Source organism: Streptomyces sp. NPDC088707, from assembly GCF_044752725.1.
In the GTDB taxonomy this organism is placed as follows: Bacteria; Actinomycetota; Actinomycetes; order Streptomycetales; family Streptomycetaceae; genus Streptomyces.
The window spans coordinates 251,108-277,671 of sequence record NZ_JBIVLV010000013.1; the positions used below are offsets into that span (position 1 = coordinate 251,108).

A 26,564-nucleotide genomic window follows, 5' to 3' on the forward strand; every position below is an offset into this window, starting at 1 on the left:
CGGGAATTCAATCAGATGCTGTTGCAGACATTTTCGGGGACCGAGATTTCTCCGGTGGAAACACTGTCCGAACTGATCGCCACGCAGGAGCGCGCACTGCTCGCGGCCGACGAGGCGACCCGCTCCCTGCGGACGCAGCTGTCCGCCCTCGCCGTGCACGCCGCCGGGCCCGCGGAGGCGGCCGCGACGGACGTCGAGGAGATCACGGACGCGGTCCGCGTCCGGGCCCTGCTGGACTCCGTGGCCACCATGGCGCGGCAGCAGATCCGGGTCATCCAGCCGTCCGCGGTCGCCCGACGGCTGATCGCGGAGTGGCCGGTCGGGGACGCGTACGAGCCCGGGGGCGGTGTCGGTGTCCGGACCATCCACCAGAGCTCCCTGCTGCGCAGCGAGCAGGCTGCCTGCTATCTGGAGCGGCTCTCGCGGCGCGGTGTCCACGTGCGGGTCGCGCCACTGCTGCCGTTCCGCCTGATCCTGGTGGACGAGGCGTTCGCCCTGGTCTGCCCGCCGTCGACGACCCTGCTGATCCGGCGGCCCGCACTGCTGCAACTCCTCGGCCGCGTCTTCGAGTTCTGCTGGGACGACGCCCGCGAGCTGCACACCCCGCCGGCGCCCGCCGCACGCCGGGAGACGGCCGTACCGGTCGTCGGAAGCGGCGGTCAGGACATCGTCCTCAGCGAGGAGGAGACGGTCATCCTGCGCCTGTGGGCGAAGGGGCGGCAGGACGCCGAGGTCGCCCGTGAACTGCGCGTGTCGCCCCGCACCCTGCGCCGCATGGTGTCGGCGCTGCTGCGCAGGCTCGGCGTGAACAGCCGCTTCGAGGCCGGGGTCGTGGCGGCCCGCTCGCCCCGGCTCCTGGAGCAGGCGGGGCATCCGCCCCTGCCCGCCTGACGCGCCGCCCCCCTGCCCCGGTCCGCAGAAACCCTTCCTTCACACCATCGCGTCACACCATCGAGGAGTCCGTGTGTCCACCACCCCCGCCCCGTCCGCCGTCGACGCGCTCCACGGCCCGCCGCTGCCCGTCCTCGGCGCCGACGTACGCGTTCCCCTCATCACCGGGGACGAGGTGTCCTACGGGGCACTCGACTACGCCGCCAGCGCCCCGGTCCTCAGCAGCGTCTGGGACGACGTCAGCGCCTACATGCCCTACTACGGCAGCGTGCACCGCGGGGCCGGCCACCTGTCCCAGCTGTCCACCGACCTCTTCGAGCAGAGCAGGCGGACGGTCGCCGACTTCCTCGGCTGCCGGGCCGACGACGAGGTCGTGTTCACCCGCTCGACCACCGACTCCCTGAACCTGCTGGCCGCGGCGCTCCCGGCGGGGACCCAGGTCTACGTCTTCGAGACCGAGCACCATGCCGCCCTCCTGCCGTGGCCGCGGGCGCAGCGCACCGTCATGCGGGCTCCGGGCAGCGCCTACGAGGCCGTCGAGATCGTCGCCGAGACGCTGGCGCGCCACGACCCGCGGCTGCCCGGTCTCGTCTGCGTGACGGGCGCCTCCAACGTCACGGGCGAGATATGGCCCGTCGAGTCGATCACGGAGGTCGCGCACGCGGCCGGGGTGCGCGTCGCGCTGGACGCCGCCCAGCTGGTACCGCACCGCCGGGTGGACGTCGCCGGACTCGGCGTGGACTACGTCGCGTTCTCGGGGCACAAGATGTACGCGCCGTTCGGGGCGGGGGTGCTGGCCGGGCGCGCCGACTGGCTCGGTGCGGCGGCACCGTACCTGGCCGGGGGCGGTGCGAGCAGGCGCGTCGTGCACGGGGACGGTGCGCTGTCCGTCGAGTGGCAGCAGGGGGCGGCCCGGCACGAGGCCGGATCGCCGAACGTGGTCGGTGTGCACGCGCTGGCCTCCGCGTGCCGGGCGCTGACGGCGGCGGGCTTCGACGCGCTGGCGGCCCGCGAGGAGGCCCTGCTGGACCGGACTCTGGCCGGTCTGGCCGGGATCGAGCAGGTCAGGGTGCTGTCCCTGCTGGGCGGCTCGGCGCCGCGGGTCGGCGTGATCAGCTTCGTGGTCGAGGGCTGGAACAGTGCCCACCTGGCGGCGGCGCTCTCGGCCGAGTACGGCATCGGAGTGCGGGACGGCATGTTCTGCGCCCACCCCCTGGTCCGCGGCCTGCTGGGCAACGCGCCCGACCACTCCGACGAGTGCGGGGCCCCCGAGCCGCTGGCGCCCGGCGAGCGGCCGGTGAACGCGGTCCGGGCCAGCTTCGGCGCGGGCACGCCCGTGGAGCACCTGGACCGCCTGGTGGCCGCCGTGGCGGCCCTCGCCCGCGACGGGGCCCGCTGGACCTACCGCACCGAGGCGGGGCGCTGCGTCCCCGTGCGCTGAACCGGGGAATCGCGCGGTGTGCCCGCCTGCCGGACGGCAGGCGGGCACACTGTTTCCATCGGGGTTTCCTGTTGTGTGCGCACGCATTCTTTCCGCCCGCGCATTTCGACTCCGCAAACAATTCATCGGCACACACATGAATTGCTGTTCCGGTGGGCTCCGCAGGGATGAATTCCCGCAGCATCCGGTCACCGAAGGTAGTCGTCGGCGCGAGCCGGACGGCTCAGTAGCTGGGCATCGCGGGGTCGATCCGCTGCGTCCAGGCGAGGATGCCCCCGCCCACGTGGACCGCGTCCGGGTGACCGCCGCGCTTGACCACGGCGAGGACCTCCGCGGAGCGGATGCCGGCCCGGCACAGCAGCACGGTCCTGCGGTCCGCGGGCAGCCGCGCGGCCGCGTCGCCGTGCAGGAACTCGCCCTGGGGCACGAGCACCGAGCCCGGTACGTGGGCGAAGGCGTACTCGTCCGGCTCGCGGACGTCGACCAGGTGGACCGGCCCGCCCGCGTCGAGGAGCTCCTTCAGCTGCTCCACGGAGATCGTGGACTCCCGGGCCGCCTCGGTCGCCTCGGGCGACAGCAGCCCGAAGAAGGGCTCGGCGGCGGCGGGTTCGGCCGGGCGCGCGGCCCGCTCGTGCGGGCGCAGCGGTACGGTCGCGCACGTGCCGGCCATGGCGTCGTACTTCATCACCCGGCCGACCAGTGGCTCGCCCCGGCCCGTGAGCAGCTTGACCACCTCGGTGGCCAGGGCGATCCCCAGCCAGGCGCCGAGCACCTTCAGCGTGCCCGACATCCCGCGGAAGTAGGGGGCGGGAGGCGTCGCGAACAAGTCCCTGAGACCCGGGCCGTGCCGGTCCCAGAAGACCGAGACGCGCCCTCCGGTGGCGTCCATGGAACCCCACACGAAGGGGATGCCCGCCTCGGCGCAGACGTCGTCGACGAGCTGGCAACGGGCGAGGTCCTCCCCCGCGCACACCACGAGGTCGTAGTCACTGACCAGTTCGCGCGCACGGGGCAGCTCGAAGCGGCCCTCGGCGACGGTGCGCACGAACGGATGGGTGCGCCCGAGCGCGCGGGTCCAGGCCGTGGCCCGGTCCGCGGGCTCCGCGTCCGGCAGTCCGAGGTACCGGTCCCACGGGTTCATCGGCGAGCCGTCGGCGATGCCGATCGAACCCACGCCGGAGTCGGCGAGATGGGCGATGAGCGGGGCGCCGATCTCGTCGGCGCCGACGACCAGGACCCGGCCTCCGGCCAGCCGGCGCTGCCCCTCGGACCCGTGTCCTGCGAGGATCAACTGGTGTGCCTGACGGCTCGTCTCGTCGGCCGGGAGGCCGGTGGCGGGTCGCGCCAGCGGGTGAAGCGGCATGCGGGTCTCCTGTGGGTGTCCGGGAGCGGTCACGGCTGCTGGTCGTCGGCCTCGGCGGCCCAGGCGGGGACGTGCAGGATCTCCAGCACGGCGGCACCCCAGTTGAAGCCGTAGCCGGTTCCGGCGAGCACCACGCGGTCCCCGGCCCGCAGCTGGTCCGTGACGAGCAGGTGGTTCAGGCCCGCGACCTGGTCGCCGGAACCGAGGTGGCTGACCTGGCGCCCGAACTCCCAGGTGGTCCGCTCCTGGCCCACGCCCAGATCCGCCAGCATGTTCCACCAGCGCACGGTCCGGCCGTTGTGGGGCATCACGAACCTGCGCACGTCCGCGACGTCGGTCTTCGCCTCGTCCAGGGCCTGCTCGATGCAGCCGCCGATGCCGCCGGCGATCCGCAGGGAGATCGCCTCCAGGTCGTCCAGGTTCCTGCGCATGAAGTCCGTCTTGCGGGCCCGCATGTTCAGCGGCTTGTCCCCGGAGGCCGGGGCGTCCTTGAGGCCACGGCCGCGGTACATGTGCTCCAGCGTGGAGTCGGAGGTCAGTGCACAGGACAGCACCTTGGCGAAGCCGGGCTTGCGGCCGAGGAGCAGCGCCGTGCCGCCGTCCGCCATCACCGTGCCGCTCTCGGTGCGGAAGCGGTCGAAGCCGGGCGCGCAGAACCGCTCGCCCGTGGTGATCAGTACGGTGGCGTCCTCGTCGTGTCCCGCGAGGTGCCCGGCCGCCAGTGCCAGCGCCGCCATTCCGCCGTTCGACTTCTGGTCGACCTCGACGGCCGGGGCGCTTCCCCCGACGGTGTGGTGCTGGATGTAGGAGGAGGGCGTCCACATGTCCTGGCCCTGGAAGTAGGCGCTGGCGTGGAGCAGCAGGCGCACGTCGTCCGGTGACGTCGCGTCCCCGGCGCGTTCGAGGGCCTGGCGGGCCGCGGCCACGGCCAGGTCGGGGGCGAACGTGTCATCGGAGACCGTGACCCCGAGGAGAGCGTTGGCGGTGTACTCGGTGGAGGCATAGCGCCCGTCCCGTACCGCCTCCTCGAGGTCCAGACGGCGGCCCAGCCGTACACCCAGGGAGGTGAGGTAGATGTCGTTGAGGATCATGTGGGGACCTTTCGGACGTGCAACGGTGGTTTCGCGGCGGGCCGGTGGGACCGGTCCGCCGCGCGGAGTGCCTCACAGATAGGCCCCCCCGGTGGTCTCCAGTCGCTCCCCGGTGATCCACCTGGCCTGTTCCGACGCGAGGAAGGCGACGGCGTCCGCCACGTCCTCGGGCTGCCCGAGCCGTCCGAAGACGGTCAGTGCCGCCGCCGCGGCGGCGTCCTCGGGGTGCGCGCGCATGCGCGCGCGGTGGAAGTCCGTCTCGATCAGCCCGGGGGCGACGGTGTTGACCGTGATGCCGCGCGGGCCGAGCTGCGCCGCGAGGGAGCGGCTGAACGCCTCCAGCGCCCCCTTGCTCATGGCGTACGGCAGGACGTGCGGGTGGGCGATGCGGTTGGCGACCGAGGAGACGTTGACGATCCGTGCCCCGTCGCGCAGCAGCGGCAGGAGCCGCTGGACGACGAAGACGGGGGCCTTCACGTTGACGGCGAAGACCCGGTCGAGGTCCGCGCCGGTGAGGGTGGTGATGTCGGCCCGGCAGCCGATGCCCGCGTTGTTGACGAGGACGTCGAGCCCGCGGTCCCCGGTGCGTTCCACCAGGCCTTCCTCGACGCGGGCGGCGAGGGTGGCGATGGCGTCCTCGTCCGCCAGGTTCGCGCGCACCGCGAAGGCGTCGCCGCCGGCGGCGCGCACCGCCTCCACGGTGTCCTCGGCCGCCGCGTCGTCCTGTCCGTAGTGGACGGCCACCACGCGGCCCGGTCCCGCGAGCCGTTCGACGACGGCCCGGCCGATGCCCCGGCTGCCACCGGTTACCAGTGCGGTGCGCGGTGCGGTGTCCGCTGTCACAGGGTGCCTCCTGTCGAGGGGGAGGACGACGGGCGTCGTCACGGGCGGGCGAGGAGCGCGGAGAGGACGCGCTCCAGGCACGCCTCCGGCTCCGGGGCGAGGTCTTCGGCCCGCCACGCGACGAAGCCGTCCGGGCGCACGAGCAGCGCCCCGCCGTCCCGGACGCCCGCCTCGGCGGCCCAGGAGCGGTCGTCGATGCGGTGCCCGTCGGCCGGTACGCCCCCCAGGGAGGCCGCGGCCTTGCCGAGCGCGTCGAGCCAGGGCGTGCCCGCGGGGCCGGTCAGGAGGGTGAACCGTCCGTCGACCAGGTCGAGGGTGGAGCGGACGCCCTCCTGGCCGGGCAGCCAGCGGTGCGGCAGGCGCGAGCCCGGCGCCCCGTCGAGGTTGCGGAGCAGGTCCTCGGTGGAGGGCGGCTCGGCCACGGCGTCGAGCACGGCGGCGGAGGAGTAGCGGTAACCGAGGTGCACCACCGGGGCGTTGAGCGCCCCGGCCGCCGCCCTGCGCTCGCGTCCCCCGGGCCCCGTCGCCCAGTGCAGGGAGGGGTCCCCCAGGCGCAGGGTCGACTGTTCGAGCGCGGACCGTGCCACGGGCAGGCGCTCGGCCTCGTAGGTGGCGAGGAGCGCCTCGTGCGCCGTCCCGTGCAGGACGTGGGCCAGCTTCCAGGCGAGGTTGTGGGCGTCCGCCACTCCCGTGTTCATTCCGAAGGCGCCGACGGGCGGAATGGCGTGGGCCGCGTCCCCGGCGAGGAAGACGCGCCCGGAGCGGAACCGGTCGGCGACCAGGCCCCGGACCTGCCAGGGCAGGATGCTCACCACCTCGGGGGTCACACCGGTGCCGCGGCCGATCGCGGCCCGGATGCGCTCGGCGCACTGCTCGGGCGTGAAGTCGGCGGCCTTCGCGCCGGAGTCCCGGGGGTAGCGGAAGTGGTAGATCCACTCCGTGTCGCCGTCGACGGGCAGCAGCCCGCCGGGCGCTTCGGGGGTGGTGATGTCGCACACCACGAAGGTGTGACCGCGCGTCACGGCGGACAGGTCGGCCCGGAAGAGCACGCTGATCAGCGGGTCGCCGATGACGCCGGGTCCGCTGCTGCCGATCCCCAGCCGCTCCCGTACACCGCTGCGCGCGCCGTCGGCGGCGACCAGGTACCGGGCTCGTATCTCGCGGGTCCCCCGGTCGTCGGTGACCTGTGCGGTGACCCCGTCCTCGTCCTGCGTGAAGGCCCGCATCGCGGTGCCGAACTCGATGCGGGCCCCGGCCTCCCGGGCCGCCTCGAGGAGCACGCGGTCCAGCCGCCCCTGGGGGCAGGTGCCGCGCAGGCTCTGCGGGGTCAGGCCGGCGTAGGGGTCGTCGCGGGGCGGGGTCCGCAGCGCCTCCTCGTCCAGGGCGGCTTCGGCGAGCGTGGGCGCGGCGAACATCTGCAGCCGGCTGCCGGTCATGTCCACGCACTGGGCGTCCACGGCGTCGGCGAGGCCCGCGGCACGCAGGATCTCCACGGTGCGCGGGCCGATCCCCATCGCGCGCGGGTGGGTGGGCGGGGCCTGGCGCCGTTCGACGACCGTGCAGGGGATGCCTGCCCGGGACAGGAACAAGGCGGTGCACAGCCCCACCGTGCTGCCCCCGACGACCAGTACGCCGGGGTTCTCGTTGGGCATGGGTGTTCCGTTCCGGTCAGGGGAGTTCGGTGGCGGGGGCCGCGTCGAAGGCGGGCATGTGCGGGGCGCCCGGGTCCCAGGAGGCGACGAAGCGCGGCTGACGGGAGGCGTCCATCATCTCCAGGCCGACGCCGAGGCTCTCGACCTTGTGGTAGGTGTACGGCCGGCCCAGCGGGCAGGCGCTGAACTCCTGGGCGAAGCCCGCTTCGGTCAGTCGCGCGGAGCTCGCCGTGACGTCCTCCGTCCAGTAGCCGAGGTGGTGGCAGCGGGCGCCCAGGGTCGAGTCCCACGGGCTGCCCTCGGGGCCCTGGACGAGTTCGATGTAGGGCGGCCCGCCCCGGGTGAAGGCGAGCCGGTAGTCCCACTCGCCGAGCGAGTCCTCAAGGATTCCCGACCACTCGGCACCGACGCCGCGCGTCAGGTCGTCCATGGCCCGCTCGATGTCGGGCACGACGAAGCACACGTGGTAGAACACGGCTCAGGCCAGCTTCTCGATCACGTTCAGCACCTCGGCGGGTACGGGCATGGCCCTGGCCTCGTCGGCGAGCGCCCTGGCCCGTTCCCGGTAGGTCTCCCGGGTCAGCAGGTCCTCCGCCGCGCCGGCCAGCGCGTCCGGGGTGTCGTCGCCCGGCATGACGCAGCGCGCGGAGCCGTAGGCGGCCAGTCGCTCCGAAGGGGCCACCAGCTTCGGCATGTTGGGGACGAGCAGCTGCGGGATGCCGTAGACCATGCCGGTCAGCGCGGTGCCGCCGCCCGCGTGGTGGACGAGCAGGTCGCATGTCCTCGCCACCGTGTCGAAGGGCAGCCAGCCGACCTTGGTGCCGGTCGCGGCGCTCAGCTCGTCGGCGACCGCGGCCGGTGCGCTGACCAGCAGCTCGGCTTCGAGAGGTGCCAGCTTGCGGACCAGCTCGACCAGGTAGTCGAAGAAGTAGCCGGGGGCGGTCTTGGTGCCGGCGGTGATGGCGACCCGGGGCGCCGCCCCCTTGGTGTACATCCACGGCTCGATCAGGGGCTGTTCGTTGCAGGGGATCCACCGCATCGAGACGCCCTGCGGGGCTTCGGGGTCGCGCACGCTGGGCGGGCAGACGTCGATCCACAGCGACTGGGCCGGGATGCCGTCCAGGCCCAGGGCCTCGAGTTCGGGGCGCATCTCGATCCCGGCCGCCACGTCGACGGCCTGCGGCTCGCCGGAGTCCCACGCCTGGCGTACGTAGGGCACGCCGATGCGCGCGGCCAGGACGGCGGCCGAGTAGGTGAGGGTGCCGCCCACGACGACGTCGGGGCGCCACGTGCGGGCCAGTTCGAGGAGGGGCTCCTGGTAGAGCGCCGCCATGCGGCCGAAGGCGTGGCCGATGGACCGCATCCGTACGTCGGGGTCGTCGGACGGAGGGACCGGCGTGCCGTCCCGGTCGGTGGTGATGTGGTGGCGGATGGGGACGTCGGAGACGCAGACACCGGCGAGCCCCGCGCCGGCGATCGCCGCCATCGTCTCCCGGTTGGAGGCCACGAGCACCTCGTGACCGGCGTTGCGGGCCGCGGTGGCCAGCGGGGTGAGCGCGTAGACGGTGGCAGGGCTGCCGCCCGTGACGAAGAGGATGCGCAAGGGAGAACCTCACTCGGAGTCGGAAGGGAACGGGTGGGGGGAGGGAAGAGGCCTTGGGGCGCCCGGGGGCGCGGTCCTCGGTGGTGGCCGGCGGCGCGTGCCGTCGGCCGCGCGCCCCGGGGCGCGCGGCCTTCTCAGGCTCGGGGCAGGGCGCCTTCCCCGGCCGGCTCGGGGAGCTGCGCCGCCACGGGCGGCGCGGCGTCCGCGACGCGCCGGGGTCCGCCCCAGCGGCGCATGACCGGCGTCTCCACCCCGTGGTAGAGGGCCAGGGACAGCAGCAGGCTGACCACCAGGGCGGCCAGCGAGACGAGCACGCTCTGCGCGATCGTCAACGGGTGGGCCGCTCCGGCGATCTGCTCACCGATGGAGGCCAGCACGATGCCGTGAAGGAGGTAGAAGGCGAACGACACCTCGCCCAGGCGACGCATCGCGCGGGACGTGAGGCCCGTCCGCAGGTGCTCGGCGTCGGCGGCGGCGAGCGCGGCGATGAACAGCGCGAGCGGGACGACGGTCACGGCCGCGGCGGTGAACAGCATCGGGGTGTACAGGCCCACGACGTACGCCACCACGGTCAGCGCCGCGGCGGGCAGCGCGCCCAGGCCGATCCACCGGCCGCTGAGGACGACGCGTGCCATCAGCATGCCGAGGACGAACTCCAGCAGCCGGGACAGCGGGAAGATGTAGACGAACCACAGGCCCTCGACGGACACACCGTCCAGCCACGCCCCCACCGCAGGGAAGGCGGGCGACGACGGCAGCAGGTGGGCGGCCGCCAGGGGCAGCAGCATGACGGCGGCGGCGAAGCCCGCGGCCCACCACCACAGACGGCCCGCGCGAATCCGGCCGACCAGAGGGAGCAGCAGCGGGAACAGGGCGTAGAAGAGCAGCTCGCAGGAGAGCGACCAGCTGGCCCCGTTGACGCTGAGGAAGACCGCGGGGTCGGACGACCAGGACTGCAGCAGCAGCAGGTTGAGCACGGCCGTGCCGACGGGGGTGGCGGCCGCGGCGTACACGGCCATCGCCAGGGCGAAGGTCACCACGTGGTTGGGGAAGATCTTCACCAGGCGGCGGCGCAGCACCCGGGCGTACGACTCCCCCGGGCGCGCCGACCAGGTCAGGACGAAGCCGCTGAGGACGAAGAAGAAGGAGACGCCGATGGTCCCGGCGGTCTTCGTTGCGGTCATCAGCCCCTCGGCGGCGCCGGTGCCCGGGGCGAAGATGCCGGCCGTAGCGAGGTGGCAGACGAACACCAGGGCCGCGGCGATGAACCGGGCTCCGGTGAGGGAATCGAGTCGTGAGCGGCGCACGGCACCCGTGGCGCTGTCCATGGGATCTCCTGAATCGGGGTGGTGGGGGGTCAGACCCGGGCGAGGGCTCTGACGTGCCTGCCGTACACGGAGCCGGCGGTGAGCTGGTCGGCGAGCTCCCTGAGCTGGTCCATGCCGATGAAGCCCATGCGGAAGGCGGTCTCCTCCAGACAGGCGATCTGCATGCCCTGGCGCTTCTGGAGGACCTGTACGTACTGGCTCGCCTCCATCAGGCTGTCGTGGGTGCCCGCGTCGATCCACGCGTTGCCCCGGCCGAGCTGGACGATCCGGCTGCGCCCCTCCTGCACGAGCAGGCGGTTGACGTCGGAGATCTCCAGTTCGCCGCGGGCCGAGGGCGAGATCTTCTCGGCGTAGGCCAGGGCGTCGTTGCTGTACATGTACAGCCCGGTGACGGCGATGTTGGACGGTGGTTCCGCGGGCTTCTCCACGATGTCCACGAGCTCGCCGTCGGCGTCGAGCACGGCGACGCCGTAGCGTTCGGGGTCGGAGACCGGGTAGCCGAAGACGGTGCAGCCGTCGACGTCCTGCGCGGCCCGGTGCAGCGTGGCGGGCAGGCCCTGGCCGTAGAAGATGTTGTCGCCGAGGATCAGGCAGACGTCCTCGTCACCAGCGAACTCCCGTCCGATGACGAGCGCTTCGGCGATGCCGCGCGCCTCGTCCTGCACCGCGTACCGCAGGTCGAGGCCGAGGTGGCTGCCGTCGCCGAACAGGGATCGGAAGGCTTCGAGGTGGCTGCTGGTGGTGATGATCAGGATCTCGCGCATGCCGGCGAGCATCAGCACCGACAGGGGGTAGTACACCAGGGGCTTGTCGTAGACGGGCAGCAGTTGCTTCGAGCTGGTGGTGGTCAGCGGCAGCAACCTGGTTCCGGAGCCGCCGGCCAGCAGAATTCCGCGCATCGCGATGGGTTTCCTTGCCTGGGAGCGGTCAGTCGACGGTGCCGGCCGGCACGTCGGGTCGTCGGGTACGGGGCGGCAGGCCTGCACCGGGGCGCCACCAGCCGGGGTTGTCCCGGTACCAGTCGACGGTGGCGGCGAGTTGGGTGTCGAAGTCGTGGAGCGGCCGGTAGCCGAGCTCGTCCCGCGCCTTGCTCCAGTCGACGGAGTAGCGCAGATCGTGGCCCTTGCGGTCGGCCGCCCGTTCGACCGAGGACCAGGTCCGCCCGGTGGCGGCGAGGAGCCGCCCGGTGAGCTCGCGATTGCTCAGTTCCCGTCCGCCGCCGAGGTGGTAGATCTCGCCCGGGCGGCCCGCGCGGCGCACGAGGTCGATGCCGCGGCAGTGGTCCTCGACGTGCAGCCAGTCGCGCACGTTGGCCCCGTCTCCGTAGAGCGGCACGGAGAGTCCGTCGAGGAGCCGGGTGGTGAAGCGGGGGATGACCTTCTCCGGGTGCTGCATCGGCCCGTAGTTGTTCGAGCAGCGGGTGACGCGCACGTCGAGGCCATGGGTGCGGTGGCAGGCCAGGGCCAGCAGGTCGGACGACGCCTTGGACGCGGAGTAGGGGGAGTTGGGCCGTACGGGGTGGTCCTCGTCCCAGGAGCCGTGCTCGATCGACCCGTACACCTCGTCCGTGGAGATGTGCACGAAGGTGCGCACCCGGTGGCGGAGCGAGGCGTCCAGCAGGCTCTGGGTCCCCAGGACGTTGGTCCGCAGGAACGCGCCGCTGTCCTCGATCGAGCGGTCGACGTGGGACTCCGCCGCGAAGTGCACCACCGTGTCGACGCCGGGCAGCACCGCGTCGAGGGTGTCGCGGTCGCAGATGTCGCCGAGCCGGAAGCGCAGCCGGTCGTCGCCGGCCAGGTCCGCGAGGTTGGCGGGGTTGCCCGCGTAGGTGAGCTTGTCCAGGACGGTGACCGCGCTCACCTCCGCGTCGGCCGACCGGAGCAGCATGCGGACGTAGTGGGAGCCGATGAAGCCCGCGCCCCCGGTGACGAGCAGGTGCGTGCCCTTCTTCATGTACTCCTCCTGGGAATCGAGCATGGCGACCGGCCGCCAGAGAACAGCGCGACGGCAGGAACATAAATCAACCGGAAGAGGCCTGTAAAGCCCCGTCCAGTTGAGCCCGGAAACAATTAGAGCTAAAGCGATGCGTGTAACCACACATTCCTGGAATCGTTGCAGACAACCGCATCGACAATGCAAGTAAATAGCACCTGACGTGCAGCTATGGACACTTGACCGAAGCCGCGAGGGGCACGTACCTTGCGGATCAATTGCGTGTCGCACCGGCGGAAGTCGCGGCCGGAATTCGATTTGAATTTCTTCTGACTCGAATGCAAGAGACGCCCGCACGGCCACGTCGCCATATCCAGGAGGGGAAACCAGGTGGGGCAGAGTACGGCCGGGGTCCACACGGTGAGAACCGAAGAGTCGGCCCCGCACCCCTTCGCGGAACAGCAGCCCGCCTGGCCCGACCGACGGCTGCTGGGACACGTCCGCGCGACGCTCGCCGGACGCCCCGGCCTGGTCACCGCCGAGGACACCGCCCGGCTCAGGGCCCTGCTCGGCGAGGTCGCCGCGGGGAACCTGCGCGTTCTGCAGGCGGGCGACTGCGCGGAGGACCCCGCGCACTGCACCCCGGACGGGGTACGCGGCACCGTGCGCCTGCTCGACGGGCTGGCCGCCGCGATGGAGGACGGTACCGGGCGGGGCGTCCTGCGCATCGGCCGGATGGCGGGCCAGTTCGCCAAGCCGCGCTCGCACCCCGTGGAACGGGTCGGCGACCGCGAACTTCCCTCCTACCGGGGGCCGATGGTGAACGCGCCCGAACCCGATCCGTCGGCACGCCGCCCCGACCCCCGCCGACTGCTCCGGTGCTACGACCTCGCCGCCACCGTCCACTCGGCCCTGGCCGCGCAGGGACGCGCCCCGGCTCCGGCCGGCGACGCGTCCGTGTACACCAGCCACGAGGCGCTGCTGCTCGACTACGAACAGCCGATGCTCCGCGAACTACCGGACGGCGCACTGCTCCTGGCCTCCACCCACCTGCCGTGGATCGGCGAACGCACCCGGCAGCCCGAGGGCGCCCACGTCCGGCTGCTCTCCCGGGTCGTGAACCCGGTGGCCTGCAAGGTCGGCCCCACCACGACCGCCGCCGCACTGCTGGCCCTGTGCGACGCGCTGGACCCCGGTCGCAGCCCCGGGCGGCTCACCCTGGTCGCCCGGATGGGCGCGGGTCGCGTCCGCACCGCGCTGCCCCCGCTGGTACGGGCGGTACGCGCGGCCGGACACCCGGTGATCTGGCTGTGCGACCCCATGCACGGGAACACCGTGACCGCCGCCGACGGCCGCAAGACGCGCGTCGTGGCGGAGCTCGTCGACGAGGTCGAGGCGTTCCAGGACGTGGTGCTCGCCGAGCGCGGTGTCGCCGGCGGCCTGCATCTGGAGGCCACCGCCCGGGAGGTCGCCGAGTGCGTGTGGTACCCCGGCGAGGCACCCGCGGGTCCCTACACCACGCTCTGCGACCCCCGGCTCAACCTGACCCAGGCCGGCCACCTCGCCAGGTCCTGGCACGCCTGACACGGCGTCGGCCGGCAGCCCGTCCGGCCCCCGGCCGGCCCCAAGTGATGTGAGGAGAAGCAGCTTTGAAGAACAGCGAAGACACCGGGAAGCGACCGGACGCCGGACTCGCCGGCGGCGTCGCGCTGGTGACCGGCGCGACCGGTGGCATCGGCGAGGCCGTGGTGCGCACCCTCGCCGAGGCGGGCGTCCACGTGGCCGCCCTGGATCTCGACACCCCCGCCCTCGCCGAACTGGAGCGGGCGGCCCGGGACGAAGGCCTTGCGGTGACCGCGTTCGCCGCGGACGTCACCTCGCCGTCCGAGGTGGAGGCGGTCGTCGCCGCGGCGGAGGAACGGCTGGGCCCGATCGACCGGCTCGTCAACGTGGCCGGCGTGATGCTCGCCGCACCCGTGCTGGCGCTCAGCGAGGAGGACTGGGAGCGCACCTTCGCGGTCAACGCCTCCGGCGTCTTCCGGGTCTCCACCGCCGTCGCGCGCCGCATGGCCGGGCGCGGCCGCGGTTCCATCGTGACGGTGGCGTCGAACGCGGCCGTCGTCCCCCGGGCCGGGATGGCCGCGTACGCCGCGTCGAAGGCCGCCGCGGTCGCCTTCACCAAGAACCTCGGTCTGGAACTCGCCCGCCACGGCGTGCGCTGCAACGCCGTCTGCCCCGGCTCGACCGACACCGCCATGCTCCGCTCCCTCTGGTCGGACGACAGCGGTCCCGAACGGTCGCTGCACGGGTCCCTGGAGGACTTCCGCGTCGGCATCCCGCTCGGCAGGTTCGCCACCCCCGAGCACATCGCGGACGCCGTGGCGTTCCTGCTGTCCGAGCGGGCCGCGCACATCACCATGCACGACCTCCAGGTCGACGGAGGCGCGGCGCTGGGGCGCTAGGCCCTGTCGTCGAACTCCCGTCTGGCCCGCGGGCGACGACGGGAGTTCGACGACAGGGCCTAGGAGGTGTCCGGAAAGGTCCCGCCCGGCTCGCGGGCGGACGGCGAAACCTTCCGGACACCCCAGGTCCGCGTCCGCGCCGGCCGTACGACATCCGGTCCGACTCCCCCAGGAGAACATCCCCATGGCCATACCCGGCATCGCCCCCTACCCCATGCCGCAGCAGGACGAACTCCCCGCGAACACGGCCTCCTGGCGCCCTGATCCGCGACGTGCCGCCGTCCTGGTGCACGACATGCAGCGCTACTTCGTGGCTCCCTTCCCCGCCGGGCAGGAGCCCGCGCTCAGTCTGGTCGGCAACACCCGCAGGCTCGTCGAGCGGAGCCGCAGCCTGGGCATCCCGGTCGTCTACACCGCGCAGCCCGGGGACATGACGGAGAGCCAGCGCGGTCTGCTCAAGGACTTCTGGGGCCCGGGCATGCAGACGGCGCCCGAGCACCGGGCGATCATCGACGAGGTCGCGCCGGCCCCGCAGGACGCGCCGGGCTCCGTCTTCACGAAGTGGCGCTACAGCGCCTTCCACGGGAACGGCCTGCGGGACCACCTCGACAGCCTGGGCCGCGACCAGCTGATCATCTGCGGCGTGTACGCCCACGTCGGCTGCCTGATGACGGCGGTGGACGCCTTCACCCACGACGTCGAGACCTTCCTCGTCGCGGACGCGGTCGCCGACTTCTCCGAGGCCCACCACCGGTCCGCCCTGGAGTACGCCGCCGCCCGGTGCTCGGTGGTCCTCCCCACGGACTCCGTCCTCGCCGGACTCGGTGCGGCAGAACTCGTCGGACAGGGCTGAGGCGATGACATCCGAGGACCGTCGCTTCAGCGAGCTCCTGGGCCGCGTGCTTACCGGGGACGCCCCCGACTTCGCCCTGCTGCACCGCCCCGAGGCCGTGGGCGACAAGGTGGAGCTCCTGCTCGGAGACGTGAGCGAGGTGACCCGGCTCGCCGACATCCCGCTGACCCCCCGGCCGCGGGAGGCCGGACCGGGCCACGAGACGCTCGTCCTGGTGCCCTACCGCCAGGTCGTCGAGCGGGGCTTCGTCTGCCACGACGACGGCTCCCCCCTGCTCGCCCTGAGCATCTCCGACCAGGCCGCCCACCCTCTCGACGAGGCCCTGGCCCTGCTGCCCGACGTACCGGCCCATCTGTCGAACGGACGCTTCGACATCGACGACGAGGCGTACGCCTCGCTCGTGCGCCGGGTCCTGGAGGAGGAGATCGGCAACGGCTCGGGGGCCAACTTCGTCATCAGCCGCGCCTTCACCGCCGACCTCACCGACTGGTCGCCCACCGTGGCGCTCAGCCTGTTCCGCAGGCTGCTCGGCGCCGAACGCGGCGCGTACTGGACGTTCGTGGTGCACACCGGCGACCGGACCTTCGTCGGTGCCACCCCCGAGCGGCACATCAGCCTCTTCGACGGCACCGCCGTCATGAACCCCATCAGCGGCACCCTGCGCTATCCGCCCGGAGGCCCCGGCCTCGACGACGTGATGCGCTTCCTCGCCGACCCCAAGGAGTCGGCCGAGCTGCGCATGGTGGTCGACGAGGAACTGAAGATGATGGCCCGCATCTGTGACGGGGGCGGTCGGGTCGTCGGTCCGTACCTCAAGGAGATGGCCACCCTCGCCCACACCGAGTACCTCATCCAGGGCAGTACCACCCGGGACGTCCGCGAGATCCTCCGCGAGTCGATGTTCGCCCCCACGGTCATCGGCAGCCCGCTGGAGAGCGCCTGCCGGGTCGTCCGGGAGTACGAGCCGCGCGGGCGGGGCTACTACAGCGGCGCCGTCGCCCTGATCAGCCGGGACGTCAACGGCAACCCCTCACTGGACTCGGCGATCATGCTGCGCACGACGGCCGTCACGGGCCGCAGACTGCGCCTCGCGGTCGGCGCGACGCTGGTGCGCGACTCGGACCCGCTCTCGGAGGTGGCCGAGACGCACGCCAAGGCGCGCGGCGTGCTCGGCGCCCTGGGCGTGGCCGGGCCCTCGGCGACCCGCCGGGCGACGGGCTCCGGGCTCTCCGACCACCCGCTGGTGCGCGCCGCCCTGGAGGACCGCAACGCGGATCTCGCGCCGTTCTGGCTGGACCTCTCGCCGACCACCGCCGTCCCCGCCCCGCTGCGGCCGTACGAGGGCCGGCGCATCCTGGTCGTGGACGCGGAGGACGACTTCACGGCGATGATCGCCGTGGTGCTCCGCTCGCTGGGACTCCGCGTCGACGTACGGCGGTACGACGACCCCGGCGGCACCGCCGGGTACGACCTGGTGGTCATGGGGCCGGGCCCCGGCGACCCCCGTGACACCGGAAGCGCCCGCATCACCGCGCTGCGCGACTCGATCCGGCGGCTGCTGGACACCTCGGCGCCCTTCCTCGCGGTGTGCCTGAGCCACCAGGTGCTCGGCCTGCTGCTCGGGCTGGAACTGGTGCGCCGCGAACGGCCCAACCAGGGCGTGCAGAAGAAGATCAGCCACTTCGGCGAGCCCGTCGTCGCGGGCTTCTACAACACCTTCGCCCTGAGCAGCGCCGAGGGCGTGGTCGAGGTCCCCGGGCTCGACGCCCCCGTCGAGATCAGCCGCGACCCGGACACCGGGCAGGTCCACGGGCTGCGCGGACCCGGCTTCGCCTCACTGCAGTTCCATCCGGAGTCGCTGCTGAGCCGGGACGGCGTGGCCGTCCTGACCGAGACGGTGGCCGCCCTGCTCGCCCCGCCGGCCCAGGGCCCGACGGGCGGGCCGGCCCTCGCATCCTCACATCCGTCACCGTCGACCACGAGGTGGACATCGTGCTGAACATCGCCGTCGCGGGCGGCGGCATCGGCGGCCTCGCGTCCGCCCTCGCCGTCGCCCGGGCCGGGCACACCGCCCACGTACTGGAACGCAACGCCGAGTTCGCCGAGCTCGGGGCGGGCATCCAGCTGGCCCCCAACGCCTTCCGTGCACTGCGCCGGCTCGGCGTCGCCGGTCCGGTGGAGGCGCGCGCCGTACGCGTGGACGCGCTGCGCCTGCTGGACGCGGGCTCGGGCGCGCTGCTGACCGAGATGCCCCTGGGCGACGCCTACCTGAAGCGGTTCGGCGATCCGTACGCCGTCGTGCAGCGCGGCGACCTGCACAGCGCGCTGCTGAGCGCCTGCCAGGAGCACGAGCGGGTCGTCATGCACCCCGGCACGGCTGTGACGGGCTACCGCGACACGCCCGACGCGGTCCACGTGACCACCGCGGACGGACGGACCGTGGTGGCCGACGCCCTGGTCGGAGCGGACGGCATCCGCTCCCGGGTGCGCGCCCGGATGCTGGGCGACGGGCCGCCGCGGGTCTCGGGGCACACCATCCACCGCACCGTCGTACCGATGACGGAGGTACCGGCCGAACTGCGCTGGAACACGGTGAACCTGTGGGCGGGTCCCGGCTGGCACATGGTCCACTACCCCATCGCGAACGGCGAGAAGCTGAACCTGGCCGTCACCCGCGACGACGGTGCGCGCACCGCCGTGGCCGGCGTCCCCACCAGCCGCGACGAGGTCCTGGCGGGCTTCCCCGCCCTGTACCCGCAGGCCCGGGCCCTGCTCGGCCTCGGCCGGGACTGGCGGACCTGGGTGCTGTGCGACCGGCCGCCGACCGGGACCTGGGCCGAGGGCCGCGTCTGCCTGACGGGCGACGCCGCTCACGCCATGCTCCAGTACGCCGCGCAGGGCGCCTGCATGGCCCTGGAGGACGCGGTCGTGCTCGGCGAGGTGCTGGAGGGCGCGTCATCGGACGTGGCCGGGTGCCTGGCTCGCTTCGCCGCCCTGCGCGGCGAGCGCGCCTCACGGGTCCAGGAGGTCTCCTCGTGGATGGGGCACGCCCTCTACCACCCGCGGGGCGCCGCGGCCGCCGAGCGCGACGCGATGCTCGCGGCGCTGTCCCCGGACGACCTGATGGCGGCGGTGGACTGGCTCCACGGCCACGACGTCGGCGGCCCGGCCCACCGCGGCACCGCCCGCACGGCCGTACTCACCTGACGCGCGGGGCCCGTCGTGACCACGACGGGGCCGCCCGCCCTTTCCGCAAGCCATGACCAGGGGGCTCCCGGGCCCCGCCAGAAAGGACATCCCAGCGTGGACACCACCGAGCGCGGTCCGGCGCGCCGACTGCAGTTGCGGCAGGCCCTGGTGTGGCTCGAGGCCGCGCGGGGCGACAGCCACGCGGCGCTGCTGCGGGGGCTCGACGACGACCCCCGCGCCCACTGGCGGCGGCTGCGCGAGCGCCCACTGACGCGCAGCGCCACCGGCGATCGTGTCGCCGCGCGCCACGCGTCCGTCAGCGCCGCGCAGTCGGCCCCCGCCCTGCGCCTCGCCCCGCTCGCGGACCTGACCCGCGGTCCCGAGGACGCGCCGTGGCCGGATGCCGAGGCGGCGTCCGCGCACCACGCCGATCAGGCCTGGCAGCGGGCCCTGAGCCGGGCGGGCGAAGAGCCGGACCTGGTCGCCGTCGCGCGCGACGCGGCCGTCGGCACCCTGGCGGCCGTGTGGGGGCTCGGCGCGGACGCCGAACAGACCCTGCGCACCGCCGTCGCGGGGGCCGCCGGAGCACTCGACGCCCCCTTCTACGCACAGAGCCAGGCCCGCACCCGCGAGATCGCGCAGGCCGTGGCGCTCCTGCGGCGACTCGTTCCCGAGGGTGCGGCCGGGGGCCTGGCCGTCGCCGTCGCGGGGACCTCGATGGTGACCGACCTGGTGACCGGCGCCGTCGCGCTCGGCCTCCCCCCGGGCGGCGCACCCGGCCTCCCCCGGAACCTGTGGGACCAGGACCCCGACCGCGCGCGGCGCACGGTGCTGGAGACCCTGCGCCTGGCCCCGCCCGTACGCCTGGAAGCGGCGACCGCGGAGACCGGGTGCGTCCTGGCGGGCGAGGAGATCGAAGCCGGGGAGCGGGTCGTGTCGCACCTGGGTGCCGCCAACCGCGATCCCGAGGTGTTCACCGACCCGGATCGCTTCGATCCGGACCGCTCCGGGGACGAACTGGCCGCCGTACTGGTGCCGGGCGCGGCCGGCGCGGCCGCGCTGCCCTTCGCCGTGACGTGCGCCGCGCGGGGCCTGCTCGCGCTCGCCGCGCTCCGCCCCCGCCCCGCCACCGGACCCCTGCTCCGCCGCAGCGCTGCCCCGGTGTCCCCGTCCCTGCTCGCCTGCCCCGTCGTCACGGGCTGATCGCCGACGGCCCGTCTCCACCGGACGGTCCCAGTGAGGAAGTACCCAGCGTGAAGATCCTGTTCGTCAGCATGCCCCACCCGACGCACTTCCAGCCGATGCTGCCCCTGGCCTGGGCGCTGCGCGCGGCCGGCCACGAGGTACGGGTCGCCGGGCACCCGGACCTGACGGAGACCTCCACCGGGGCCGGCATGACCGCGGTGCCGGTCGGCACGCCCGCCTGGTACGCCGACGACCCCTACGAGCCGGCGCTGTACGGGCGGTTGATGGGCGCGGGCGCGTCCGACTTCCTCGGCTCGTTCGACTGGCCGATGTCCGACGCGTCGGTCTGGGGCTGGGAGGGGCTGCTGGGCCTGGAGAAGGTGCTCGTCCCCGCCCTGTACACCGGGATCAACAACGACCCGATGATCGAGGAGCTGCTGGCGTACGCCCGCCACTGGCAGCCCGATCTGGTCGTCTGGGAGCAGCTGACCGTCGCGGGCGCGGTGGTGGCCGAGCTCCTCGGCGTGCCGCACGCCCGGTTCGTCTACGGCCTCGACTTCATCGGCCGGGCCCGCGAGGCGTTCCTGCGGCGGTACGAGGAGCAGCCCGAGGCGCACCGCGAGGACCCCACCCGCGAGTGGTTCGAGCCGGTCATGCTCCGGCACGGCGGCTCCTGGACGGAGCGGTTGCGCACCGGCGGGTTCACCATCGACACGTCGGTGCCCAGCACCCGGCTCGACACCGGCGGACCCGTCGAGGGGCTGCGCTACGTCCCGTACAACGGTGCCTCCGTCGTCCCGGAGTGGCTGCGCGAGCCGGCGGGCCGCAGGCGCGTGTGCCTGACCCTGGGGCGCTCCAACGAGCTGGAGAACACGGGGACCACGGTCGTCGAGATCCTCGGCGGGCTCGCCTCGCTGGACGTGGAGGTCGTCGCCACGCTCGGCGCCGAGGAGGCCGCGGGGCTCGGCCCGCTCCCGGACAACGTCCGGTTGGTGGACTTCGTACCGCTGCACGACCTGCTGCCCACCTGCGCGGCCGTCGTGCACCACGGGGGCATCGGTTCGCGGCTGACCGCGGTGCACCACGGCGTGCCCCAGCTGGTCCTCGGCTACGGCTACGACACGTGGATGATCGCCCAGCGGCAGGAGGAGCTGGACGCCGGGCTCGCCCTGGCGGCGGCGGACGCCACGGCCGGCTCCGTCCGCGACCACGTCGCGCGGCTCCTCGACGAGCCTCGCTTCGCGGCCGGCGCCGCACGCATGCGGGACGAGCTGCTGGCCCAGCCCTCCCCCGCCGACCTCGTCGCCGTCCTGGAGCGCCGGGTCGAGGAGTGGGCGGAGGCGGCCCGATGACCGTGTCCGCGCTGCCCGCCGCCCTCCCGGCGCACACGGCGCAGGCCCTGCGTCTGACGCGCTCGGCCGCGACCCTGTCGACGAGCGCGGGCACGGACGCGGACTGCGCCCGCTGGCTCGCCGAGTGCTCGGAGCGTCTCGCCGCCGAGGTGGAGCCCGTGCCGCTGGACGCGCTCGCCGGCTGGCACCGCAGGCCCGACACAGGCGACCTGGTCCACGAGAGCGGGCGCTTCTTCTCCGTGGAGGGCCTGTCGGTCGAGCGTCCGGGGGCGGCCGTCGACCGGTGGTGCCAGCCGGTCATCAACCAGCCGGAGACCGGCATCCTCGGGCTGCTGATGACGGAGATCGACGGGGTCGCGCACTTCCTGATGCAGGCCAAGATGGAGCCGGGCAACCACAACGGGGTCCAGCTGTCGCCCACCGTGCAGGCCACCCGGAGCAACTACACCGGCGCGCACCGCGGCCGCCCGGTCCCCTATGTCGAGTACTTCCGCGACGCCGCCCGGCACACGGTCCTCGCGGACGTGCGCCAGTCCGAGCAGGGCGCCTGGTTCTACCGCAAGCGCAACCGCAACATGGTCGTCGAGGTCCGCGAACGCGTCGTCGTACGGGACGGGTTCCGGTGGATGACGCTCGGGCAGATCCACCGGCTGCTGGCCCTGGACGACGTGGTCAACATGGATGCGCGCACCGTGCTGTCCTGTCTGCCCTTCGAAGGCCCCGGCCTCCACGAGGACGCGCCGGCGGGCCTGGACACGTTCCGCTCCGCGCTGCTCAGGTCCTGCGGCGCCGGTGTCGACGAGGGCGCGCACACGATGTCCTCGGTCCTGCACTGGATCACGGACGCCCGCAGTGCCGCCGAACTGCGCGCCCGCACGGTGCCGTTGGACCAGGCCGCCGGCTGGCGCACCGAGGGCGGCAGGATCAGCCACGAGAGCGGCCTCTTCTTCGACGTGATGGGCGTCCGGGTGCGGACCCGCGGACGCGAGGTGGACCGGTGGACCCAGCCCCTGGTCGCGGCCGGGGGGAGGGGCCTCATCGCCTTCCTGACCCGGAGCGTCGACGGCGTGCTGCACGTACTGGTGCAGGCCAAGGACGAGCCGGGGCACAACGACACGGTCGAACTCGCGCCGACGGTGCAGTGCAATCCGCGCAACTACTCCGTCCTGCCGCCCGCGGCCCGGCCCGCGTTCCTCGACGAGGTGCTCGCCGCGGCACCGGAGCGCATCAGGTTCGACACCACCCTCTCCGAGGAGGGCGGCCGTTTCCACCACACCCGCAACCGCTACCTGATCGTCGAGGCGGACGACGACCAGGGCGAGCCGCCGGGCTTCCGCTGGATGACCCTGCGGCAGCTCACCGCCCTGCTGCGCCACAGCTACTACCTCGACGTGGAAGCCCGCAGCCTCATCGCGTGCCTGCGCAGCCTCCTGGTCGTGCCGCAGTGACGCCCACGACGACATCACAGAGAAAGGACGTGACGATGATGTCTTCCCGCGCCCGGCTGATCCGGGACATGGTGCGCATCCGCACCGTGGAGGAGGTGCTCGCCGACTACTACCGCGACGAGCAGGAGATGCGTACCCCCACGCACTTCTCCATCGGGCAGGAGGCGACCGCGGTGGGCGTGTGCTCGGTGACCACCCCGCGGGACTGGGTCTACTCGGGGCACCGCTCGCACGCCCCCTACCTCGCCAAGGGCGGCGACCTCGAAGCACTCGTCGCGGAGCTGTACGGCAAGGAGGCCGGCTGCTCGCGCGGCCGGGGCGGTTCCATGCACGTGATGGACCAGGCCGCCGGGTTCGCCGGATCGGCGGCCATCCTCGGCGAGATGATCGCCGCGGCCGTGGGCGCCGGATGGGCGTTCGCCCGGGCCGGCGAGCGGAGGGTCGCGCTCACCTACTTCGGTGAGGGGGCCGCGGACGAGGGCGTGTTCTTCGAGTCGCTGAACTTCGCCGCCGTGCACCGCATCCCCGTGGTCTTCGTCTGCGAGAACAACCGGTACTCCATCTCGTCGCCGCTCGGTGTCCGGCACGCCCCGGGCACCTCGGTGCGCGGTCGCGCCGAGGCGTGCGGGGTGCGGTCGCTCGCGGTCGACGGCAACGACGTGTTCGCCGTGCGGGACGCCGCCCGCGACGCGGTGGAGCACGCGCGCGACGGCCGGGGCCCGGTCCTGCTCGAACTCGCCACGTACCGCTGGCGTGCGCACGTCGGTCCCGGCCTGGACCACGACCACGGCTACCGCTCGCAGGAGGAGATCGACTCCTGGACGGCGGCCTGCCCCCTCGTGCGCGCCGCGGACGCGGTACGCGGGGAGACGCCCGGCATCGACTCGCTGGTGGAGTCCTGGCGCGCCGAGTTCCGCCGGGAGGTCCACGCGGCCGTCGACCGCGCCAAGGCCCTGCCCTTCCCCGACACCGCCGGGCTGCTCTCGGGCGCGTACCTGCCCGCGGCCCGCTGACCCCGGCACATTCCAGGCAAGAGGAGATCGGACATGCGCACCCTGACCTACTGGCAGGCGATCAGCGAAGCCACCGTGCAGTGCATGGAACGCGACGAGAGGATCTTCGTCGCCGGTGAGGGCGTCGACGACGTGGCCGGGGCGTTCGGCACCACGAAGGAGGCGTTCCGCCGGTTCGGCCCCGGCCGGGTGGTGGACATGCCCAACGCGGAGAACGCCACCGCCGGCATCGCCGTCGGCGCGGCCGCCGCGGGCCAGCGCCCCCTCGTGGTGCACGTACGCGCGGACTTCATGTTCCTGGCGATGGACGCCCTGGTGAACATGGCGGCCAAGTGGCGCTACACCTACGGCGGCGACAAGGGGGGCGTGCCGGTGGTGACCCGTGGCGTCGTCGGCCGGGGCTGGGGGCAGGGCTCGACCCACTCGCAGAGTCCGCACGCGACGTTCGCCCACTACGCGGGCCTGCACGTGGCCACGCCGGCCACGCCCGCCGACGCCAAGGGCATGCTCGTGCAGGCCCTGACAGGCGACACCCCCGTCGTGCTGATCGAGAACCGCAACCTGTACCCGCTCGTCGGCGAGGTGCCCGAGGAGCCGGTGCCGATCCCGTTCGGGGTCGGCCGGATCGCGCGCGCGGGCACCGATGTCACCGTCGTCGCGGCGTCGTTGATGGTGCACGAGGCGGAGCGCGCGGCGGAGCAGCTGGCCGAGCGCGGCATCAGCGTCGAGGTGGTCGACGTGCGCAGTCTGCGCCCGCTGGACGAGGGCATCATCTGCGAGTCCGTCGCCAAGACCGGCCGGCTCGTCGTCGCCGACACCAGCTGGGCCCGGTACGGGTTCACCGCCGAGGTGGCCGCGGTCGTGGCCGAGCACGTCCCGCACGCGCTGCGCGCCCCGGTCCGTCGCGTGTCGCTGCCCGACAGCCCCGCGCCGGTGTCGCATCCGCTGGAGGAGGCGTTCCACCCGAACGCGAGCAGCATCGTGTCGGCCTGCCTGGACGTGTGCGGCGAGTCCGGTGCGGCGCTGCCGCAACTGGCCAGTGTGAGCGCCGGCTTCCAGGGTCCGTTCTGAGCGCCCTTTCCCCCACCGCACGAGTACGTCACACGATGTGAGGAGCAACCGTTGCAGGTACGCGAGTTGAAGATCGAAGGGGCCTACGAGTTCACCCCGCAGGTGTTCGGGGACCCGCGGGGAGTCTTCCTCTCCCCCTATCAGGAGGACGTGTTCACCGAGGCCCTGGGGCGGCCGCTCTACCCCGTGGCGCAGTCCAGCTACAGCGTCTCCAAGCGGGGGGTCGTGCGGGGCATCCACTTCACCGCCGTACCGCCGGGCATGGGGAAGTACGCCTACTGCACACGCGGCAGGGCCCTGGACTTCGTCATCGACACCCGGGTCGGATCGCCCACCTTCGGCATGTGGGACTCCGTCGAGCTCGACCCCGTGAACTGCCGGTCGGTCCACATCCCGATCGGGGTGGGCCACCTCTTCGTGGCGCTCGAGGACGACACCACGATCTCGTACCTGCTGTCCACCGGATACGAGCCGCAGCGGGAGCACGCCATCCATCCCCTGGACCCGGAGCTCGGCCTGCCCTTCCCGGACGGTCTCGACCTGGTGCTGTCGGAGCGCGACCGCACGGCTCCGACGCTCGCCGAGGCCGGTGAACTGGGCATTCTGCCCGGCTTCGAGGAGAGCCTGCGGCTCGACGCGCGGTCGGGAGCGGTACGGGACTGAGGGCGCCACGGCACGACACGCGCGAACGCCGTGGCGGGAGACCCGGATCGGGTCTCCCGCCACGGCCGTCGTTCGCCCCGGGGGCGAGTACAGGACTACGCGGCGTTCGCCTTCGCGACGATGTCGTCGGCGACGCTGCGCGGGACCTCGGCGTAGGAGTGGAACTGCATCGAGTAGTTGGCGCGGCCCGAGGTCTTGCTGCGGAGGTCGCCGACGTAGCCGAACATCTCCGACAGCGGCACGAGACCGGTCACCAGCTTGGCGCCGTGCCGGTCCTCCATGGACTGGATCTGGCCGCGGCGGGAGTTGATGTCGCCGATGACCTCGCCCATGTAGTCCTCGGGCGTGGTGACCTCGACGGCCATCATCGGTTCGAGCAGCACCGGGGACGCCTTCCGCGCGGCCTCCTTGAAGGCCATCGAACCGGCGATCTTGAACGCGAGTTCGGAGGAGTCGACCTCGTGGAAGGCGCCGTCGAGCAGGGTGACCCTGATGCCCGTCAGGGGGTAGCCGGCGAGCACGCCCAGGCTCATGGCCTCCTGGCAGCCCGTGTCCACGGAGGGGATGTACTCGCGCGGGATGCGGCCGCCGGTGACCTTGTTCACGAACGCGTAGTCGTCGCCGTCGATGGGCTCGATCGCGATCTGCACCTTGGCGAACTGACCGGTGCCACCGGTCTGCTTCTTGTGCGTGAAGTCGAGCCGGTCGACCGTTCCGCGGATCGTCTCGCGGTAGGCGACCTGCGGCTTGCCGACGTTCGCCTCGACCTTGAACTCGCGACGCATGCGGTCGACGAGGATGTCGAGGTGAAGCTCGCCCATGCCGGCGATGATGGTCTGGCCGGTCTCCTCGTCCGTGTGCACCTGGAAGGAGGGGTCCTCCTCCGCGAGACGCTGGATGGCGACGCCCAGCTTCTCCTGGTCGCCCTTGGACTTGGGCTCGATGGCGACCTGGATGACCGGGGTGGGGAAGTCCATGGACTCCAGGACGACCGGGTTCTTGTCGTCGCACAGCGTCTCACCGGTGGTGGTCTGCTTGAGGCCCATGACGGCGACGATGTCGCCGGCGCCCACCGAGTCGATCTCGGTGCGCTTGTTCGCGTGCATGCGGTAGATCTTGCCGATGCGCTCCTTCTTGCCCTTGACGGAGTTCAGCACCGCGGTGCCGGCCTCCAGGCGACCGGA

General features: G+C 73.0%; 23 protein-coding genes. 13 read left to right on the forward strand and 10 right to left on the reverse strand.

Annotation, left to right across the window (positions count from 1 at the left end; all coding sequences use genetic code 11):
- The first annotated feature begins 54 nt into the window (after window positions 1-54).
- Window positions 55-891 carry a LuxR C-terminal-related transcriptional regulator gene (locus ACIP84_RS32990; protein WP_401802958.1) on the forward strand — a complete coding sequence of 279 codons (837 nt, stop codon included), beginning with the start codon at window positions 55-57 and terminating at the stop codon, window positions 889-891.
- Window positions 892-964: 73 nt separating this feature from the next.
- Complete coding sequence (locus ACIP84_RS32995) at window positions 965-2,332, forward strand: aminotransferase class V-fold PLP-dependent enzyme (RefSeq protein WP_355965099.1); 1,368 nt, start codon at window positions 965-967, stop codon at window positions 2,330-2,332.
- 223 nt (window positions 2,333-2,555) lie between these two features.
- Here the strand turns inward: ACIP84_RS32995 and ACIP84_RS33000 are convergent, their stop codons facing one another.
- The 9 genes from ACIP84_RS33000 to rfbB all read right to left on the reverse strand — a co-directional run bounded on the left by ACIP84_RS33000 (window position 2,556) and on the right by rfbB (window position 12,189).
- Window positions 2,556-3,695: a ThiF family adenylyltransferase gene (locus ACIP84_RS33000; RefSeq protein ID WP_355965097.1), complete on the reverse strand. Its 1,140-nt coding sequence runs from the start codon at window positions 3,693-3,695 to the stop codon at window positions 2,556-2,558.
- 29 nt (window positions 3,696-3,724) lie between these two features.
- Window positions 3,725-4,786 carry a ketoacyl-ACP synthase III family protein gene (locus ACIP84_RS33005; protein ID WP_401802962.1) on the reverse strand — a complete coding sequence of 354 codons (1,062 nt, stop codon included), beginning with the start codon at window positions 4,784-4,786 and terminating at the stop codon, window positions 3,725-3,727.
- 72 nt (window positions 4,787-4,858) lie between these two features.
- Window positions 4,859-5,629: an SDR family oxidoreductase gene (locus ACIP84_RS33010; protein WP_355965093.1), complete on the reverse strand. Its 771-nt coding sequence runs from the start codon at window positions 5,627-5,629 to the stop codon at window positions 4,859-4,861.
- 38 nt (window positions 5,630-5,667) lie between these two features.
- Window positions 5,668-7,281, reverse strand: coding sequence for an FAD-dependent monooxygenase (locus ACIP84_RS33015; protein ID WP_401802966.1), 1,614 nt, complete (start codon window positions 7,279-7,281; stop codon window positions 5,668-5,670).
- Between the two features lie 16 nt (window positions 7,282-7,297).
- Entirely contained in the window at window positions 7,298-7,756 is a 459-nt protein-coding gene (locus ACIP84_RS33020) for a VOC family protein (RefSeq protein WP_355965090.1), read from the reverse strand.
- A gap of 3 nt (window positions 7,757-7,759) precedes the next feature.
- Window positions 7,760-8,884 (reverse strand): glycosyltransferase, encoded by a 1,125-nt coding sequence (locus ACIP84_RS33025; RefSeq protein ID WP_401802969.1) that lies wholly within the window; start codon window positions 8,882-8,884, stop codon window positions 7,760-7,762.
- 134 nt (window positions 8,885-9,018) lie between these two features.
- Window positions 9,019-10,212 (reverse strand): acyltransferase, encoded by a 1,194-nt coding sequence (locus tag ACIP84_RS33030; protein ID WP_355965087.1) that lies wholly within the window; start codon window positions 10,210-10,212, stop codon window positions 9,019-9,021.
- Between the two features lie 29 nt (window positions 10,213-10,241).
- Window positions 10,242-11,111, reverse strand: coding sequence for a glucose-1-phosphate thymidylyltransferase RfbA (gene rfbA / locus ACIP84_RS33035; RefSeq protein WP_355965085.1), 870 nt, complete (start codon window positions 11,109-11,111; stop codon window positions 10,242-10,244).
- A 28-nt stretch (window positions 11,112-11,139) separates the two neighbouring features.
- Entirely contained in the window at window positions 11,140-12,189 is a 1,050-nt protein-coding gene (gene rfbB, locus ACIP84_RS33040) for a dTDP-glucose 4,6-dehydratase (protein WP_401802974.1), read from the reverse strand.
- A gap of 375 nt (window positions 12,190-12,564) precedes the next feature.
- Here rfbB and ACIP84_RS33045 point away from each other — a divergent pair, with 375 nt between their 5' ends.
- The 11 genes from ACIP84_RS33045 to ACIP84_RS33095 all read left to right on the forward strand — a co-directional run bounded on the left by ACIP84_RS33045 (window position 12,565) and on the right by ACIP84_RS33095 (window position 25,380).
- Complete coding sequence (locus ACIP84_RS33045; RefSeq protein WP_401802976.1) at window positions 12,565-13,728, forward strand: 3-deoxy-7-phosphoheptulonate synthase; 1,164 nt, start codon at window positions 12,565-12,567, stop codon at window positions 13,726-13,728.
- Window positions 13,729-13,793: 65 nt separating this feature from the next.
- The gene (locus ACIP84_RS33050) at window positions 13,794-14,606 is read left to right on the forward strand and encodes a 2,3-dihydro-2,3-dihydroxybenzoate dehydrogenase (RefSeq protein WP_401802978.1); all 813 of its coding nucleotides are present in this window, start codon (window positions 13,794-13,796) and stop codon (window positions 14,604-14,606) included.
- Window positions 14,607-14,790: 184 nt separating this feature from the next.
- Window positions 14,791-15,459 (forward strand): isochorismatase family protein, encoded by a 669-nt coding sequence (locus tag ACIP84_RS33055; protein WP_401802980.1) that lies wholly within the window; start codon window positions 14,791-14,793, stop codon window positions 15,457-15,459.
- Window positions 15,460-15,463: 4 nt separating this feature from the next.
- Window positions 15,464-17,458, forward strand: coding sequence for an anthranilate synthase family protein (locus ACIP84_RS33060; RefSeq protein ID WP_401802983.1), 1,995 nt, complete (start codon window positions 15,464-15,466; stop codon window positions 17,456-17,458).
- A complete protein-coding gene (locus ACIP84_RS33065) occupies window positions 17,452-18,666 on the forward strand; it encodes an FAD-dependent monooxygenase (RefSeq protein ID WP_401802985.1) in 1,215 nt (404 codons plus the stop codon). Before ACIP84_RS33060 ends, ACIP84_RS33065 begins: the two co-directional genes overlap by 7 nt.
- Before the next feature lie 96 nt (window positions 18,667-18,762).
- The gene (locus tag ACIP84_RS33070; protein WP_401802988.1) at window positions 18,763-19,851 is read left to right on the forward strand and encodes a cytochrome P450; all 1,089 of its coding nucleotides are present in this window, start codon (window positions 18,763-18,765) and stop codon (window positions 19,849-19,851) included.
- A gap of 50 nt (window positions 19,852-19,901) precedes the next feature.
- On the forward strand, window positions 19,902-21,185 hold the full coding sequence (locus ACIP84_RS33075) for an activator-dependent family glycosyltransferase (protein WP_401802991.1): 1,284 nt from the start codon (window positions 19,902-19,904) through the stop codon (window positions 21,183-21,185).
- Window positions 21,182-22,633 carry an NDP-hexose 2,3-dehydratase family protein gene (locus tag ACIP84_RS33080; protein WP_401802992.1) on the forward strand — a complete coding sequence of 484 codons (1,452 nt, stop codon included), beginning with the start codon at window positions 21,182-21,184 and terminating at the stop codon, window positions 22,631-22,633. Before ACIP84_RS33075 ends, ACIP84_RS33080 begins: the two co-directional genes overlap by 4 nt.
- Before the next feature lie 35 nt (window positions 22,634-22,668).
- Window positions 22,669-23,646, forward strand: coding sequence for a thiamine pyrophosphate-dependent dehydrogenase E1 component subunit alpha (locus ACIP84_RS33085; RefSeq protein ID WP_355965069.1), 978 nt, complete (start codon window positions 22,669-22,671; stop codon window positions 23,644-23,646).
- 33 nt (window positions 23,647-23,679) lie between these two features.
- Entirely contained in the window at window positions 23,680-24,717 is a 1,038-nt protein-coding gene (locus ACIP84_RS33090; protein WP_355965067.1) for a transketolase C-terminal domain-containing protein, read from the forward strand.
- 51 nt (window positions 24,718-24,768) lie between these two features.
- Window positions 24,769-25,380 carry a dTDP-4-dehydrorhamnose 3,5-epimerase family protein gene (locus ACIP84_RS33095; protein WP_355965065.1) on the forward strand — a complete coding sequence of 204 codons (612 nt, stop codon included), beginning with the start codon at window positions 24,769-24,771 and terminating at the stop codon, window positions 25,378-25,380.
- Window positions 25,381-25,475: 95 nt separating this feature from the next.
- Here the strand turns inward: ACIP84_RS33095 and ACIP84_RS33100 are convergent.
- Window positions 25,476-26,564 (reverse strand): elongation factor G (locus tag ACIP84_RS33100; RefSeq protein ID WP_401802996.1); only part of this gene is annotated, 1,089 nt, incomplete at its 5' end.